Origin of the sequence: Burkholderia sp. BE12 (assembly GCF_002959955.1) — a bacterium.
Lineage (GTDB): Bacteria > Pseudomonadota > Gammaproteobacteria > Burkholderiales > Burkholderiaceae > Burkholderia.
Genome location: NZ_PREY01000010.1, coordinates 190,643 through 207,035, shown reverse-complemented (window position 1 = coordinate 207,035; position 16,393 = coordinate 190,643). Strand labels below are relative to the sequence as shown.

The following is a 16,393-nucleotide window of genomic DNA, read 5'->3' as shown; positions in this document are numbered from 1 at the left end:
TTGCCTTTTCTTCTTCGTCCGCATATCCATGACTTTTACGCCTCATGATATGCCCCGCCCACGAAATGACGGATAGGTCCGAGTGGAGCTGGAAAACGTCGTGCAATGCAACCTCAAAAACGACGCTTATGTCCTGTACCGCGCTTCGTCGAGATCCTCGATCAGTGTTGGTCCTGTCGGGTGCCAATCCAATCGCGCCTGTGTCCACGCGCTCGAAGCGGGCATATCCAGCCCGACGAACATCCCCATCCATCCGAAATGCGCTGCGGCTTCCGTCGGGGCGATCGAAATAACTGGCAACTCAAGGCCTCGACCCAGCGCCTCGGCGATTTCGCGACTGCTGATGCCCTCCTCGCCGACAGCGTGATAACGCGCGCCCCGTTCGCGCGCCTCCAGTGCGAGCCGGTAGAGACGCGCGACGTCGGATAGGTGGCCGGCCGCCCAGCGGTTGCTTCCGTCACCGACGTAGGCAACTACACCTTTTTCACGAGCCACGTCGATAAGCGGCCCAATGAGGCCCTGCTTGAACGGATTGTGAACTTGCGGCAGTCGTACCACCGACACGTTGATGCCCTGTTGTAGCAGAGTCTGCCCCGTCAGTTCGGAGACAATGCGCGGATTGGGATGGCTGGCATTGAAGACGTCTTCGGTCGCGGGTTCGCCGTGCTGGCCGCCGCCCATTCCGGTCCCCGACGTGATGATCAGCGGTCGATCGGAACCCGCGAGTGCGGCGCCGAGTGCGGTAATCGCGCGCCTGTCCTTTTCGCAATTCTCGGCGAACCGGGTGAAATCGTGGTCGAACGCCAGGTGAATAACGCCGTCTGCCTTTGCGGCGCCGCTGCGCAGGCTTTCCGGCTCCTCGAGCGTGCCGCGATGCGGCTCGGCGCCCGCGTCGATGAGTGCTCGCACTCCCGCGTCCGAGCGCGTCAAACCAATCACCTGATGACCGGCCCGAATGAGTTCGGGAACGAGCGCCGAACCGATAAAGCCCGTCGCACCTGTCAGGAAAATACGCATGGTGAAGCCTCCTTGGTCGTCAGGTGTCCACTATCCGATCATTTGTTATCCCGTTAAAGTAGTGACCTCATCATAGTAAAGCGACTAACAGGTTCACTATGTCAGTCAATACGCCCAGGTCGCTTGGAGATTTTCTGAGAAGCCGCCGGACGCGCCTTGACCCCGCGAGCTTTGGATTTACCGGGCGCAGGCGAACGCCTGGACTACGCCGTGAAGAGGTGGCCCAGCGCGCCAATATCAGCCCGACGTGGTACACATGGCTCGAACAGGGGCGTGGCGGTGCGCCTTCTGCGGAGGTGCTGGACCGGATCTCCAGTGCCCTGATGCTGACGCCTGCCGAGCGCGAGCATCTTTTCATGCTGGGGCTTGGGCGGCCGCCCGAGGTCCGCTATAACCCTGTCAACACTGTCAATCCTCGGTTGCAGCGGCTGCTCGATTCGTTGGACGCCAGCCCGGCGATCATCAAGACCGCTACCTGGGACGTCGTTGCCTGGAACCGTGCCGCCGCGGTGGTGCTGACTGATTACGGGACCTTGCCGTCCGGTCAGCGCAATATTCTCCAATTCCTGTTCCGCAATCCCGCCGTCCGCGAGAAGCAGCACGATTGGGAAAGCATCGCCCGTGTCGTGGTAGGCGCGTTCAGAGCAGATGTGGCTCGCGCGGGTCTCGCGTCCGAGGTCGGCGAGCTGGTTGCCGAATTGCGCGATCTTAGCGCGGAGTTTGACGCGCTGTGGCGGGACAACGAGGTACTTGACCAGAGCGAAGGAGACAGCGTCAAGCGACTTCAGCATCCCACGCTGGGCACGGTCGAACTGGAGTACTCGGCACTTTCCGTTGACGGTCGGCCAGACCTGGGCTTGATCATCTATACGCCGCTCGACAGTGAAGTCGCCGAGCGAATCAGGGCGCTTGCCGCACTACATCAGCGCGATGCTGTGGCCGAAGATGCGTCGCAAGAGGACGTACGAGCTGGATGACGTCGGCGACCGTTCAGGGTCGACGCCAGCCATCGCCTTCCCGCGCCAGCGCATCGTTCGATGCGCGTCCCAGACGGGGCCGCACCGATAGACGCAAGCGCTGAATCCCGGGCTCGCTCGAAACAGCGGACGTCTGATCGTGGAGTAGTATTCCCGCATGTCCAGGTGATTGCCCGGCCTCTACGGCGCACAGCCGCCCTGTCTACGTGTAGTGGCGTCGGCCGTGGCGACGGCATTGATGGAAACGCATCATGTCAACCGAGTGGAAGCACCGCGTCAGACTGTTTGTTCAGCGTTTCTGGCAGCCGACCAGTGCGTGCATGACCTGCATGCCGGGGAGCTGGGGAAACATCACGAGCGTGGCGCACTGGACTATCGCATTTCATACCGGTCTGCTTACCGGCCTTCTGGCTGTACTCCTGACTTTCACGCCCGTCTCGAAACTCTACGCGCATCGATACGGCAATGCGCTGGTCGTTGGCGTGCTGACGACGTTGGGCGATGCCTACTCGCACACGAGTCATTACCGTATCCCCTATGTCGAGCACATCGTGACGGGTGCGATTTCAGGTCTCCTGGCGCTGGCGGCCTCCTACCTCTTCGAAGACCGCGCGCGACGCCTTCGGGCGGTGTGGGTTCGGATTGTCGGATAGCTTATCCGCTGACTTTCTAACCCACGACGCAGCCGAAAAAAACCCGCCGGTTTGCACCGGCGGGCCTTCGTATCCGACTTGCGCCACGTTTCAGCGCGCCGGGTTCAGCGTCAGATTCATGTGACGGTTCACATCCTTGTACAGCAGATAACGGAAGCGCCCCGGGCCGCCCGAATAGCACGCCTGCGGGCAGAACGCGCGCAACCACATGAAATCGCCGGCTTCCACCTCGACCCAGTCCTGGTTCAGGCGATAAACGGCCTTGCCTTCGAGCACGTACAGGCCGTGCTCCATCACGTGCGTTTCAGCGAACGGAATCACGCCGCCCGGCTCGAACGTCACGATGTTCACGTGCATGTCGTGACGCATGTCGCTCATGTCGACGAAGCGCGTCGTCACCCATGCGCCGTTGGTGCCCGGCATCGGGATCGGCTCGACGTCCTGCTCGTTGGTCACGAACGCTTCCGGCAGCGGAATGCCGTCGACGGCCTGATAGTGCTTGCGCACCCAGTGAAAACGCACCGCGGCATCGCTGACGTTGTGCAACGTCCAGTCCGCGCCCGGCGGAATGAACGCATAGCCGCCCGGCTTCAGCGTGTGCTGCTTGCCTTGCAGCGTCAGTTCGGCTTCACCTTCGACGACGAACAGCACGGCTTCGGCGTTCTTGTCCTGCTCGGGCTTGTCGCTGCCGCCGCCCGGATTCACTTCGACGATGTACTGCGAGAAGGTTTCCGCGAAACCCGACAGCGGGCGGGCGATCACCCACAGGCGCGTGTGAGTCCAGAACGGCAGCCAGCTCGTGACGATGTCGCGCATCACACCCTTCGGGATCACCGCGTACGCCTCGGTGAACATCGCGCGATCGGTCAGCAGATCCGTCTGCGGCGGGTGGCCGCCATGCGGCGCGTAATACGTTGTCTTAGACATATTGCATCCAGGCAATGGGTTGGTCCGGCCCCGGGCGCTAACGGCATCGGGCGGTTCGCATGCGCGTGGGGCACACATGCGGCGGCGGGACATCGTTGCCGGGGTGGCTTGAAAGCGCGTGCGCCTTCGGTCGGTCGGCCAGGCTTCGCGTCGGGTCCGTCCGGTTCAGCGGACACGGCGGCCCGGGTTGTCGGACTGCCGGCCGCGCCGCTGCGCTCTCGATCATGCTGCGAGGCGCGGACAGCGGCACGGTTCGACTCCATACGCGAGCATCGCCGACGATAGCGAAGTCGATCCCGATCGACCAATTAAATGTTGCGATGACATCCATTCGATTTCGCACTACCCGTCGGCACCCGCGATGCGCGGTGGGGAAGCGTTGCGGGGCGGGCCGACCATCAGGGAAATCCTGACCGTTGCGATGTTCGTGCAATGCGTCCGTGCACGGCAACGCAGCGTGCAAGCGCCGCTCTCGATACAGCAGCCCGCTACGCGAGCCGAAGGCGGTTGCTACGTGCGCGGCAGCGGATCGCTGCGGCAGGATTGCGGGAGACAGTCAGGTCAGCTTGGAACAAGCCGACGTGCCGAAGGAAAAGCAGATGTGATTCGGCCAACCCTGTCCGGACGCATTCGGACACGGCAGACGATGTCGTCGAGAAACGGAAAAACGGCGGGAGGAGAATGACCGGCCCGTCGATCAGGCACATGGCTGCGGCTGATGAAGCCGGAGGAGAATCGCCGGTCTGGCCGGCGAAGCGGCCCGGCAGGGCGCCGGGCTGAAGCTCGCGTCGGGATGCCGACGCCGTCGGCGCGCCGGTGCGCGAGTCGCGCACCGTGCCGCGCCAGCGGCGATCAGTCCCAGTCGCGGTGGTGACGATGCTTGCGGTGACGGTAGCCGCGGTCGCCATGATCGCGATCGTACGAACTGCGCGACATGTTGCCGCCGAGTGCCGCGCCGGCGCCGCCGCCGACCGCCGCGCCCAGCAGGCCGCCCGTACGGCCGCCCATCGCGTTGCCTGCCGCGGTACCTGCGCCGCCGCCGAGGGCGCCGCCGATGATCGCGCCGGTGCGCTCGCGACGGTTCGACGTCACCGCGCCGCCGGCGCCGCCGCCGATCGCGCCGCCGATGACGGAGCCGGTGCTGCCGCCGACCGCGCCGCCGACCGCTGCGCCGGCAACCCCGCCGAGCGCGCCGCCGAGCGCATTGTTCAAGTCACCGGCTACTGCCGGCAGTGCAGTCGCGCCGGTCAGCACGGCGACGACGAGAGCGGGGGCGATTTTCTTCCACATTCCCGTATTCTTCCTTGTTCGCAATTCTGGTTATCGAGGTCCGCTCGGTACGACGATCTGAATCGATCGACGTCGGGCCAGGCATTGTGCCGAACCGCGGACCAATTCATTTCAATGAGCTTGCGGCGAAGAATAGCACCGGTCCCACATTCGTGCCGTGGACATTCTGGTAACAAGTTGTTTACGAATCACGCATGTCGAACGCGTACTGGAAATCGCTCGAAACCCTTGTCGGTATTGACGAACGCAAGGGTTCGGCCCCGTACCGGGACAGGCGCCTCATGCAGGCGATCGCACGTTTGAGACACACGTGGCAACACATCTGCACACGCCGTAAGCGGCATCCGAACGACGGGCGTCCAAAAGACGACGGGGTCAGTACACGCCGGGCAGCAATCGCCACGTCCGCGCGCAATACGCGTCGTATTCGGCACCGAATTGCGAACGCAGCAATGCCTCCTCTGAGCGGATCCGCGCGATGAGCGGCACCAGCGTCAGCACGACCAGCAGCACGCCGACGCCCGAGCGGAACACCAACGCCCAGCCGAGCGAATTGACGAGCAGGCCGAGATAGCTCGGATTGCGGATGCGGCTGTAGATGCCGCCCGTCACGAGCGTATGGCCCGGCTGGATCGCGACAAGCCCGCTGAAGCGCTTGCCGAGCACGAACACGGGCCAGATCCGCAGCACGCCGCCCGCGAGGTACAGCACGACGCCGATCCAGCGCACGGTGTCGCCGCCGAAGGTCCAGACGTCGAGCCGGTCGGTCAGCGCGGGCAGGTACGCGAGCAGGAAGCCGCTCACCGCGAACGCCGCGAGCACCCAGCGGTTGTCGCGGTTCTCGCGCTCGCCGCTGCTCAGGTTGCCCTCGGTGAACAGCACGGCGGCGGCCATCGCGAACGTCGCGACGGCGATGACGATGAACGGTGGATGCGAGAAGAAGGCAGCGAACCCGCCGCTGCCGAGCACGGCGAGCCCGAGATAGACGAGCGTGGCGACGCCCGACAGGACGACGACCTTGGGGGTAATTGTCATGATGACGGCCTCGCGGGGATGCGCTTTCCTGTGAAGTATAGGAACTGCGCACACCGGGTGCCGTGCGCCGCCGTCATGCGGCGCGCACGTTCACGCGCATCGTCCGGCTAACGGTAGCCGACCGGCCGGTACAGCCGGTACAGCCGAGGCGGGCGCCGGGTGCCGGATCAGCGGATGCGGAAGTGGCCGCCGATTCCGATGCTGACGGGCGGCGCGTAGTACGCGGGCGCATAACCGTAGCCATAGCCGTAGTAGGCCGGCGCGGGCGCGTAGCCGTACGGCGGCGCGACGTAGCAGCCGGACAGGCCGCCGATCAGGGCAAGCGTGATGAGAAGTCTGGACATGGCTCGGTTCCCGGCGCGAAAGACGAATGGCACCGCGCGAAGGCCGTGCCGCCGCGACGGGCAGCGGCCGGCACGAAGAGGCGATCCGCCCTTCCTGTCGCTCGATGAAACAATGCGCGGAGTCTAGCGCCGGGCCTGGCCGGCCGAGTTTCCCGGGCGGTTACACGTGTTACCTCGTGTGACCGCTGAAACAGGCTTTGGCGGCGCGGCGGCTGGCCGGTGGACGGCCGCCGCACCCGGTGCGTCAGGGGCTGTTACACGAAGCGGGCGCGAATGCGCTGCGCGAGCGCTTCGAGCGTCGCCGCGTCGGCGATGTCGCGCGCATGCATCCGCAACTCCGCGCCTTCCCAGCGCGGAATCACGTGGAAATGCACGTGCGGGACCGTCTGGCCAGCGGCCGCGCCGTTGAACTGACCGATGAACACGCCGTCCGGCTCGAGCGCCGCGCGCACCGCCGCCGCGACGCGCTGCGTCATGCGGATGCCGGCCGCGGCCGCCTCGCCGGACAATTCGAAAATCTGCGCGGCCGGCTCCTTCGGAATCACGAGCACGTGACCGTCGGCCTGCGGCATCAGATCCATGATCGCGAGCGTCGCGTCGTCTTCGGCGACCTTCACGCACGGCAGTTCGCCGCGCAGGATTTTGGCGAACGGGTTGTTGTTGTCGTAGGACATGGCGTTTTCCGATCTCGGTTGGACAGAGGGACTGGCAGAGCAATCCCGGACGATTATCGGCCGATGGCCCGCCCGATATCAACTCGCCCAACGCGCGACGCGTGCCGAACCGTCGCGCGCGCGGCAGCGCGAACGCATGCGGCCGCCATCGCGCGTCACGCGGTCGCGATTGCAACGCCTCGCCCGAACCTGCGACACTGCCGGATCGTTGCCGACCGGCACGCCATCGAGGACGCTCGCGCATGACGATCCCCCTCAAGAAGCTGATTTTGCGCGGTGTCGCGCTCGCGCTCGTTGGCGCGATCGGCTACACGGGCTACATGCTGTCCCGGCTCGCGCCGATCGCGACCGGTTATGCGGCCAAGGCGCTGTGTTCCGGCGTGTTCGTGTCGGGCCGCCCGGCCGCGTCCGTGATCGACGTCGACATCATGGCCGGCGTCCATCCGCTTCTGAAACTGGTGCGCCCGTCGATCGACCCCGACCATCATCGCGCGGTGGCGACCTTCGCCGGCTTCGCCGAACGCGAAGCCGACTTCCGGCCGGGACTCGGCTGCACGCTCGCGCTCGGATCCCCGACTGGGGCGGCGGCAGCGACCTTGCCCGCCGCGTTGCCGGCCCTCCCCGACCTGCCGCCCGCGCCACCCTCATCAGCCGCACCGGCCACGCCGCCCGCCGGCATCGACGCCCACAAGCTGCAGACCGCGCTCGACCGCGCGTTCGACGAACCCGATCCGGCGCGGCCTCGGCGCACGCGCGCGGTAGTCGTGATGTGGCGCGGCCAGGTGATCGCCGAACGCTATGCGCCCGGCTTCACGGCCGACACGCCGCTGCCCGGCTGGTCGATGACGAAGACCGTCACGGCCGCGCTGGTCGGCACGCTCGTCGCGCGGCACAAGCTGTCGCCGGACGCGTCGGCGCTACTGCCCGAATGGCGCGGCAGCGGCGATCCTCGCGCGGCCATCACGCTCGACGAGTTGCTGCGGATGACGAGTGGCCTGCAATTCAACGAGGACTACGACGACCCGCTGTCCGACGTCGCGGTGATGCTGTTCACGCAGCCCGATACCGCGCGGTTCGCGTCGGCGAAGCCGCTGGCCGCGACGCCCGGCGCGCAGTGGTCCTACTCGAGCGGCACGAGCGCGATCGTCGCGCGCGTGATGCGCGAAGCACTGGGCGGCCGCGACGACGACTACCTCGCGTTTCCGCGCCGTGCGCTGTTCGCGCCGCTCGGGATGCGCAGCGCGGTGTTCGAGCCCGATGCGTCCGGCACGCTCGTCAGCGCGTCGTACATGTATGCGAGCGCACGCGACTGGGCGCGCTTCGGGCAGCTTCTGCTTCAGGATGGCGTGTGGAACGGGCAGCGGCTGCTGCCGGAAGGCTGGGTGCGCTACCTGACGCGCGCGACGCCGCAGTCGTCGCGGCAGGAATTCGGCGCGCAGCTGTGGGTCAAGGTGCCGGAGCCGTTCAACGATCGCGATCCGCACGCGCGGGCGATGCCGGCCGACGCGTTTCACGCAGTCGGCCATGAAGGCCAGTTCGTGAGCGTGGTGCCGAGCCGTCAATTGGTGGTCGTGCGGCTCGGGCTGTCGCGGCCGGAAGCCGCGTGGAATCACGAGGCCTTTCTCGCGCGCGTGCTCGACGCGGTGCCCGCGCCCGGTGCGTGACGACGGGCGATTACCCGCCGGGCGCGTGAAGCGGCGGCAGTGACGCCGCCGCTTCACGCGCTATCCGCGCTGCATTACGGATTCGCGCTGCCCGCGTACTGCTTGAAACCCTCGCGCGTCGCGAGACGTTCGATATAGCGCGACACCGCCGGCAGGTCCGGATGCTCGAACGGCGTGCCGAACCAGCGGTTCACCGACAGGCCGATCGGAATGTCCGCGAGCGTGAACGTGTTGCCCGCCACGTACGCACCGGTCTTTTCGAGCTGCGCATTCAGCACCTGCATGTGCTTCGTCCAGCCCGCGATCGACAGCGCGATGCCGTCCGGATCCTGGTGATCGGGCGATTTGCGCACGAGACCGAGGAATGCGCCGACCCACGAGCGGTTCAGGTCCGAGCCCTGCCAGTCGATCCACTGGTCGACCCGCGCACGCGCCTGCGGCTCGGCCGGATACAGCGCATCGCCGCCGTAGCGGTTCGCGAGGTAGCGGATGATCGTGTTCGATTCCCAGAGCACGAAATCGTCGTCCTTGATGACGGGCACGAGCGCGTTCGGATTCAGCGCGAGATAGGCCGGTTCGTGGGTCGTGCGAAAGCCCGCGCCCCAGTCTTCCTGATCGAACGGCAGGTTCAGTTCGGTGCACAGCCACAGCACCTTGCGGACGTTGATGGACGGAATCTTGCCGAGGACGTGCAGCATGCAGTCTCCTTGTGGGGTCGGGTGCGGAGCGTTCGGGGCGCGCGGCACGCTCCGAATGCGTTCACGCCGAATTTATACACGACCGCGCGGGAAACGGCAGGCCGTGGGCGCGAAATCGGTGTGCGGCCGATTCGTCAGGTCGCGCAGCGCGTGCTCGGCCGTCGGGAAGCGGAACATGAATCCGTCCTGATGCAGCCGTGCCGGCAGCACGCGCTGCCCGTCCAGCAGCAGTTCGGCCATCTCGCCCATCGCGGCGCGCAGCGGCGCGGCCGGCACGTGCAGCCACGCGGGGCGGCGCAGCACCTTCGTCACGACCTGCACGAACGCGCGCTGGGTCAGCGGCACCGGTGCGACCGCGTTGTAGACGCCGCGCATGCCTGCATGCGACATCGCGCGTGCGACGACGCGCAGCACGTCGTCGCGGTGAATCCAGCTCATCACCTGCGCGCCATCGCCCAATCGACCGCCCAGCCCGAAGTAATGCGGCAGCAGCATCGGGCGCAACGCCCCGCCGGGGCCGAACACGATGCCCAGCCGCAGCACCACCGCGCGCACGCCGTGGCGTTCGAGCGGCTGTGCGGCCGCCTCCCACTGCCGGCACAGCGCCGACATGAAGCCCGCGCCTGCGCTGCTGCCCTCGTCGAGCCGTTCGTCGCCCGGCCGCGCGCCGTAGTAGCCGATCGCGGACGCCTGGATCCACGTGCGAGGCTTGACCTCGGCGGTCTCGACCCAACGCATCAGCGCCTGCGTGACGCCGACGCGGCTGGCGAGCAGCAGCGCCTGCCTGCGCTTGCTCCAGCGCGCGCCCAGCACGGGCGCCCCGGCAAGATTGACGACCGTGTCGAAGCGCTCGTGCGGCTGCAACTGGCCGGCGGACGTCACGCTGCGCACGCGGCCTTGAAACAGGTAGGCCGCGCGCAGCGGATCGCGCGCCAGCAACGTGACCGTATGTCCCACATCGAGCAACTGGTTCACGAGCGTTTCGCCGATGAAGCCGGTCCCGCCGGTGACGAGCACGTTGCCCGGCCGCTGCCCCGCAAACGGGTTGGCGGCCGGCGCACGTTGCGCGATGCGGCACGCGGCGATCCCGTCGCGCAGGCCCGACACCGTCACGCCGACGGCGAACAGGCCGAGCAGCCAGCCGCGCCAGCCGAGGTCGATCGCGCGCAGCGCAGTCGGCTCGTGCATCCACACGGACAGTTGCATCGCGAGCATCCCGAACAACGCGCCGCCGTTGACGGCCAGCAGCGTATGCAGCACGCGCTCGGTCGCCGGCAGCTTGCGGCTTTGGTCCTCGACGACGAAATCCCACAACGTCAGCCCCACCTCGACGAGCACGACCGTCGCGAGGACGGCGACCCATGCGCCGTGAAACGCGACGTTCGCGATCGATGCGAACACGAGACCGTACAAAACGGATCGCACCGCATGAATCGCGAGTTCGAGCCGCGCACGCGGGCGGTGCGGCAGGTCCTGCGTCAGTTCGTGGTGGTAAAGCGTATCGAATGCGCCTATCGCGCCCTGCACGATCAGCAGATCGAGTGCCCAGTCGAAAGCAGGCAACGTGTTCATGCGGTATCCCTCCTCCACAACCAGACCAGCGGCGGCACCATCGCGACGAGTGCAGCGATGTCGACCGCCACGTGGCCCCACACCTGCGCCTGCCACGACAACAACATGTCCTGCGGCGCCCAGATCGACAGACCGGCCAGCAGTCAGCCCCACACTTCCCGTTTCCGCAACCGGTTGCCTAGATGGACGAGCGCGAGCATCCAGACCGACGCGCACTGCACCGTCGCGGCGATCAGCGACAGCCACCAGACCTGCTGGGCGCGCGCGGCTACGGGTGCGGTTCCCGTCCAGAAATGCCACTCGATGTCGCGGTGATACGTGTCGAGCGAGGATGCGCCTGCGATCCACGGAATGGCCGCGCCGACGAGCAGGTGCACGATCGCCGCTGCATACATCCAGCGCACGACGATGCGCCGCGACGTGTCGTGCGCCGGGCGGTTCGCTGCCGCGCTTTCGGCATCCCCACCGATGCCGCATGCGCCCCCTTCGCAGCAGGTTTCCGCTCGATACCCGAGCCAGTGCGATACGGCATGCCGATTGCGTGCCAGGCGGCGATACAGCGGCGCGAACACGGCACGCATCGCCGGCACGCGAAGCAGCCAGACGATCCTGTCGCGCCCGAGCAGCGTATAGGCAGCGAGAATGCTGTCGATGCCGGTCAGCATGCGTCCGTCGGGCAGACGCGCATGCAGTTCGCGATTCAGCGCGGGCAAGTCGACGCCCAGCGGCGCCGGATCGAACCCCGGCTTGGCGATATCGACGAACGCCAGCCGGTGTCGTGCGTCGCGGGCGCCGAGACGCCGGATTTCCGCAACGCATAACGGACATCGCCCGTCGAAGTAGAGAACCAATTCACTTGATTCCATGCTTTGCACTCCTTCTTGTTATCGCAAGCATCATGAACCGATCGATCGACTGCCTTCACGCGCGCGCCGCCGCTCTCGCGCGACGGCGACGGGCTCACATCGGCTTGACCACCATCAGGAAGTAGACGGTCAGCATCGCGAAGAACGCCGGATAACCGAGCAGTTCCCAGCGCTTTGCATAGCGCCAGTAGCGCTCCGGCAACGCGGCGTCGCCGTTCGCGTGCGCGAGCGTCGCCATCGATGCAAGTTCGAGCTGCAGCCACACGACCGGCAACCAGCACGCACCGGCGACCGCGTACAGCCCAATCGACGCGAGCAGCCACGGTGTATGCCACGGCCAACCGGCCGTGTGCGCGAGCCAAAGGCCGGACGCCGGCTGGAAGATCACGGCCGGCGTCGTGAACCACCAGTCGGCGCGCACCACGAGCCGCGACACGGCCGCGATCGCGGGCACCGACCGCGTGCGGTTCGCGAAGAACAGGTAGAACGCCGTGCCGAACCCCGTGCCGACCAGCAGCACCGAGGACAGGATGTGAAGCGCCTTGATGACGAGATAGGTATTCATGTGCGTTCTTCTTCTGAAAACAGGATCAACAGGATGGCGAGAATCGGCACGTTCTTGAGCACGGGGCCGAACGGTTCGGCCAGCAGGCCCGGCATCGTGACCGCGATGACCGCCGAATACGCGACGATCAGCGCCGCTTGCGCAGCCCACAGGCGCCGCGACGGCGCGGCGATGGTCGCGATGCCGAACGCGAAATCCAGCGCGCTGGCCGCGTAAAGCGCAATCAGTGCGGGCAGGCCCGTCAGGTGTGCGGGCGCCAGCAGCGCGAGGCTCGCGTGCAGCGGATGGATGAATGCGCTGGCGATCGCCGTCCAGATCCATACGATCGCGAGCGCGCCCTGCAACAACGGACGCCGCCACATCGCGAGCGCATCGCCGCGCAGCGCGGCGGCGTCCGCACCGATGAAGCTGCCGATACCGCGCGGCGGCCGGCCCAGCACGGCGGCGGTGGCCGCCGGATCGCCGGTGTTCCCGCCGCGCAGCATCGTCCACGTGTCGCGCGTCAGCATCGCCCCCGGCAACGCGCCGAGCAGCGTGGCCGCCGCGCCGACCAGCGGGCCCGGCAGCGTCACGCGGGCCGCCGGCGAAAACCCGAGCGCGGCGCGGTAGCCGGCCAGCATCTCGCGGTATTCGACTTCGTCGCGGCCGACCACGTCGATCACCCGGCTGCCCGCCGCCGGCGCATCGCCTGCTTGCACGACGAGCCGCGCAACGACTTCGGCGAGATCGTCGACATGCACCGGGCGCAGCCGCTGACGGCCGCCAGCCGGCAACATCTGCACGGGGAGTGACGCGAGCGTCCGGAAAAACCGCGCGGACGCGCCGGCCGCCCCGTAGACGAGCGCGGGGCGCACGATGCGGAAATCGATCGGCAGCGTCTGCAGGAAACGGTCGGCCGCAAGCTTGCTCGCGAAGTACCGCGTATCGCCGCGCTCGACCCCGAGCGCCGAGATCTGGATCACGCGCCGCACGCCGGCACGACAGCACGCGGTAAAGAGCGCGCACGGCGCGGCGCCATGCACGACGTCGAGCGTCGCGCCGCGCCGATCGGCCAGCATGCCGACCGCGTTGATCACCACGTCGACGCCCTTCAGCCGCGCCAGCCACGCGTGCGGATCGACGTCCCGCGCGAAGTCGATCGCGACGTCGTGCGGGCCGGCCGCGTGTCGCACGCCGCGCAGCACACGATGCCCGCCGGCTTCGAGTTGCGCGCACAGCGCCCGCCCGATGAAGCCGTTCGCGCCGCACACGAGCACGGTCATGCCGCGTGCGCCGGTGCGCTCGGGCGGGCAGGCCGACGGCAAGGCTGCGTTCATTTTCATCCTCTACTTACAGTTATTTCTGTACAGACAGAAATAACAATCCCGAAAAAAGCGGGCCTGTTGCCCGCACGTCCATCGCCGCTTACTTCGACGGCTTACGCCTGACCGTCTGGCTGATCTTCGCACCGATGCCGAGCGCCTTCATCAGCGTATCGGGCTTGAGCCGCAGCATCTCGTCCGACCACGTCGTGAGCGTCTCGACGAACTGCAGCGTGTCGCGGATACGCTGTTCGGTCTCGCGGCTCTCGTTCGCGATCTCCGGGTTCGTCAGGCAATCGCGCAGCACCGTGAGCGTCGGCTCGATCTCGCGCTGCCGCCGCCCCTCGACGATCAGCTTGAACAGTTCCCAGATGTCGGTGGACGTCTCGAAGTGGTCGCGGCGATCGCCCAGCACGTGCACCACCTTCGCGAGCCGCCACGCCTGCAGTTCCTTCAGGCTCGTGCTGACGTTGGAGCGCGCGACGTTGAGCGTCTCGGCGATTTCGTCCGCCGCCACCGGCCGGCCGGCCAGGTAAAGCAGCGCGTGAATCTGCGAGACGGTGCGGTTGACGCCCCACCGCGAGCCCATTTCGCCCCAATGGAGAATGAATCGTTCGGCAATCGGTGTGAGTTCCATGTCGAGGAATTTATTCATTTCAGTTATTTCTGTCAAGAGAGAAATAACCGGACGATCCGGCACCTTCCGGCCGCGCCCGCCCGCGATCGGCCGCTTCCTTTACAATGCGCGGGATTTTTCCGATTTCAGGCCGTCCCCGCCTTTCTGATAGACAGAGGTTTCCATGATCATCAAACCGCGCGTGCGTGGCTTCATCTGCGTGACGACTCATCCCGTCGGCTGCGAAGCCAACGTCAAGGAACAGATCGACTACGTGACTTCGCACGGCCCGATCGCCAATGGCCCGAAAAAGGTGCTCGTGATCGGCGCGTCGACCGGCTACGGCCTCGCCGCCCGGATCTCGGCCGCATTCGGCTCGGGCGCGGACACGCTCGGCGTGTTCTTCGAGCGCGCCGGCAGCGAAACGAAGCCGGGCACGGCCGGCTGGTACAACAGCGCCGCGTTCGAGAAATTCGCCGCGGAAAAAGGCCTTTATGCGCGCAGCATCAACGGCGACGCATTCTCCGACAAGGTCAAGCAGGTCACGATCGACACCATCAAGCAGGATCTCGGCAAGGTCGACCTGGTGGTCTACAGCCTCGCGGCGCCGCGCCGCACGCACCCGAAGACGGGCGAAACCATCAGCTCGACGCTCAAGCCGGTCGGCAAGGCCGTCACGTTCCGCGGCCTCGACACCGACAAGGAAGTGATCCGCGAAGTGTCGCTCGAACCGGCGACGCAGGAAGAGATCGACGGCACCGTCGCGGTGATGGGCGGCGAGGACTGGCAGATGTGGATCGACGCGCTGGCCGAAGCCGGCGTGCTGGCCGACGGCGCGAAGACCACCGCGTTCACGTACCTCGGCGAGCAGATCACGCACGACATCTACTGGAACGGCTCGATCGGCGAAGCGAAGAAGGATCTCGACAAGAAGGTGCTGTCGATCCGCGACAAGCTCGCCGCGCACGGCGGCGACGCCCGCGTGTCGGTGCTGAAGGCTGTCGTCACGCAGGCCAGCTCGGCGATCCCGATGATGCCGCTGTACCTGTCGCTGCTGTTCAAGGTGATGAAGGAAACCGGCACGCACGAAGGCTGCATCGAGCAGGTGTACGGGCTCCTGAAGGACAGCCTGTACGGCGCGACGCCGCACGTCGACGACGAAGGCCGCCTGCGCGCGGACTACAAGGAGCTCGATCCGCAAGTACAGGGCAAGGTCGTCGCGATGTGGGACAAGGTGACGAACGAGAACCTGTACGAGATGACCGACTTCGCCGGCTACAAGACCGAGTTCCTGCGGCTGTTCGGCTTCGAGATCGCCGGCGTCGACTACGACGCGGACGTGAACCCGGACGTGAAGATCCCGGGCATCATCGACACCACGGTCTGACGGCGCGGCCCGCCGCCGCACTCGCGGCGGGTTCGCATTGCCGGCGGCGTCAATGCAGCGCCGGTTCTTCCAGATAGCCGCCCGACGACAGCGTGGCTTTCACCTGCCGCGTGAATTCGTCGGTCGACACTTCCTCCGCCCCCGCTTCGATGGCGTCGTACGCCTGGCGCACGACGTCGGCCGGCGTGGCTTTCGGCACGTCGAGACCGGCCGTCAGATCGGTATCGATGAAGCCGGCATGCAGCCCGACGACCTGCGTACGCTGCTCGCGCAGCGAATGGCGCAGCCCGTTGGTCAGCGCCCAGGCGGCCGATTTCGAGACACCATAGCCCGACAGGATCGGCGGGTTCATCCAGCTCGCGACCGACAGGATGTTCAGGATCGCGCCGCCGCCGTGAGCCGCGAGGGTACCCGCAAATGCCCGCGACATCGCCAGCATCCCGAACATGTTCGTCTCCAGATGAGCGCGTAATGCGTCGACCGCGCCGTCGTCGGTCAGGCTACCGAGCCGCGCGATGCCGGCGTTGTTGATCAGCAGCGTGACGTCGCGCGCCGCGTCGGCCGCCGCGGCGACCGACGCCGGATCCGTCACGTCGAGCTTCACGGGCACGACGCCCGGCAGCGTCACGCTGGCCGGATCGCGCGCCGCCGCATAGACCTTCCGCGCGCCACGTTCGAGCGCCTGCCTCGCGAACTCGAGGCCAAGCCCGCGGTTCGCGCCCGTGATGAAAACGACTGCACCTTCGATCTTCATGATCGTTCCTTTCCGAGATTCCATCCCGTGCGCGCCGGTTCGCCGTACGCGTC

16 protein-coding genes and 1 pseudogene are annotated in these 16,393 nt (G+C 66.7%); 4 read left to right on the top strand and 13 right to left on the bottom strand.

The genetic code is table 11. The features are described from left to right. Positions 1 to 126 precede the first annotated feature (126 nt). Positions 127 to 1,017 (bottom strand): SDR family oxidoreductase, encoded by an 891-nt coding sequence (locus C4B30_RS13840; protein ID WP_105132609.1) that lies wholly within the window; start codon positions 1,015 to 1,017, stop codon positions 127 to 129. A 98-nt stretch (positions 1,018 to 1,115) separates the two neighbouring features. Between C4B30_RS13840 and C4B30_RS13835 the strand changes: the two genes are divergently transcribed. Beyond that, on the top strand, positions 1,116 to 1,994 hold the full coding sequence (locus C4B30_RS13835) for a helix-turn-helix transcriptional regulator (RefSeq protein WP_027781618.1): 879 nt from the start codon (positions 1,116 to 1,118) through the stop codon (positions 1,992 to 1,994). Positions 1,995 to 2,245: 251 nt separating this feature from the next. Next, the gene (locus C4B30_RS13830) at positions 2,246 to 2,647 is read left to right on the top strand and encodes a hypothetical protein (RefSeq protein WP_105132608.1); all 402 of its coding nucleotides are present in this window, start codon (positions 2,246 to 2,248) and stop codon (positions 2,645 to 2,647) included. Between the two features lie 90 nt (positions 2,648 to 2,737). Here C4B30_RS13830 and C4B30_RS13825 read toward each other — a convergent pair whose 3' ends face one another. The 5 genes from C4B30_RS13825 to C4B30_RS13810 form a co-directional block, all read right to left on the bottom strand. Continuing rightward, complete coding sequence (locus tag C4B30_RS13825; protein ID WP_027781620.1) at positions 2,738 to 3,574, bottom strand: bifunctional allantoicase/(S)-ureidoglycine aminohydrolase; 837 nt, start codon at positions 3,572 to 3,574, stop codon at positions 2,738 to 2,740. A gap of 852 nt (positions 3,575 to 4,426) precedes the next feature. Next, positions 4,427 to 4,864 carry a hypothetical protein gene (locus C4B30_RS13820; RefSeq protein WP_027781621.1) on the bottom strand — a complete coding sequence of 146 codons (438 nt, stop codon included), beginning with the start codon at positions 4,862 to 4,864 and terminating at the stop codon, positions 4,427 to 4,429. A gap of 375 nt (positions 4,865 to 5,239) precedes the next feature. After that, complete coding sequence (locus C4B30_RS13815; RefSeq protein ID WP_105132607.1) at positions 5,240 to 5,899, bottom strand: methyltransferase family protein; 660 nt, start codon at positions 5,897 to 5,899, stop codon at positions 5,240 to 5,242. 167 nt (positions 5,900 to 6,066) lie between these two features. Beyond that, positions 6,067 to 6,243, bottom strand: a complete 177-nt coding sequence (locus C4B30_RS35650; RefSeq protein ID WP_175888582.1) for a hypothetical protein — start codon at positions 6,241 to 6,243, stop codon at positions 6,067 to 6,069. 254 nt (positions 6,244 to 6,497) lie between these two features. Beyond that, positions 6,498 to 6,917 carry an HIT family protein gene (locus C4B30_RS13810; protein ID WP_105132606.1) on the bottom strand — a complete coding sequence of 140 codons (420 nt, stop codon included), beginning with the start codon at positions 6,915 to 6,917 and terminating at the stop codon, positions 6,498 to 6,500. A 242-nt stretch (positions 6,918 to 7,159) separates the two neighbouring features. Between C4B30_RS13810 and C4B30_RS13805 the strand changes: the two genes are divergently transcribed. Next, positions 7,160 to 8,581, top strand: coding sequence for a serine hydrolase domain-containing protein (locus tag C4B30_RS13805; protein ID WP_105132605.1), 1,422 nt, complete (start codon positions 7,160 to 7,162; stop codon positions 8,579 to 8,581). A 74-nt stretch (positions 8,582 to 8,655) separates the two neighbouring features. Here the strand turns inward: C4B30_RS13805 and C4B30_RS13800 are convergent, their stop codons facing one another. From C4B30_RS13800 to C4B30_RS13775, 6 genes and pseudogenes are all read right to left on the bottom strand, one after another. After that, positions 8,656 to 9,279, bottom strand: a complete 624-nt coding sequence (locus tag C4B30_RS13800; protein WP_105132604.1) for a glutathione S-transferase family protein — start codon at positions 9,277 to 9,279, stop codon at positions 8,656 to 8,658. Between the two features lie 72 nt (positions 9,280 to 9,351). Continuing rightward, entirely contained in the window at positions 9,352 to 10,851 is a 1,500-nt protein-coding gene (locus C4B30_RS13795; protein WP_105132603.1) for a TIGR01777 family oxidoreductase, read from the bottom strand. Next, positions 10,848 to 11,717 (bottom strand): annotated as a pseudogene (locus C4B30_RS13790) (thiol-disulfide oxidoreductase DCC family protein). The gene C4B30_RS13795 and the pseudogene C4B30_RS13790 overlap by 4 nt, the downstream one beginning before the upstream one ends. A gap of 94 nt (positions 11,718 to 11,811) precedes the next feature. Then, a complete protein-coding gene (locus C4B30_RS13785; RefSeq protein ID WP_105132602.1) occupies positions 11,812 to 12,282 on the bottom strand; it encodes a DUF2269 family protein in 471 nt (156 codons plus the stop codon). Beyond that, the gene (locus tag C4B30_RS13780) at positions 12,279 to 13,598 is read right to left on the bottom strand and encodes an SDR family oxidoreductase (RefSeq protein WP_105132659.1); all 1,320 of its coding nucleotides are present in this window, start codon (positions 13,596 to 13,598) and stop codon (positions 12,279 to 12,281) included. Before C4B30_RS13780 ends, C4B30_RS13785 begins: the two co-directional genes overlap by 4 nt. Positions 13,599 to 13,686: 88 nt before the next feature. Continuing rightward, positions 13,687 to 14,220, bottom strand: a complete 534-nt coding sequence (locus C4B30_RS13775; protein ID WP_006480371.1) for a GbsR/MarR family transcriptional regulator — start codon at positions 14,218 to 14,220, stop codon at positions 13,687 to 13,689. Between the two features lie 163 nt (positions 14,221 to 14,383). On the opposite strand from C4B30_RS13775, the gene fabV reads away from it, so the two are divergent. Further along, entirely contained in the window at positions 14,384 to 15,586 is a 1,203-nt protein-coding gene (gene fabV / locus C4B30_RS13765) for an enoyl-ACP reductase FabV (protein ID WP_027781630.1), read from the top strand. 49 nt (positions 15,587 to 15,635) lie between these two features. Here the strand turns inward: fabV and C4B30_RS13760 are convergent, their stop codons facing one another. Beyond that, positions 15,636 to 16,340, bottom strand: a complete 705-nt coding sequence (locus tag C4B30_RS13760) for an SDR family oxidoreductase (protein WP_027781631.1) — start codon at positions 16,338 to 16,340, stop codon at positions 15,636 to 15,638. Between the last annotated feature and the right edge of the window lie 53 nt (positions 16,341 to 16,393).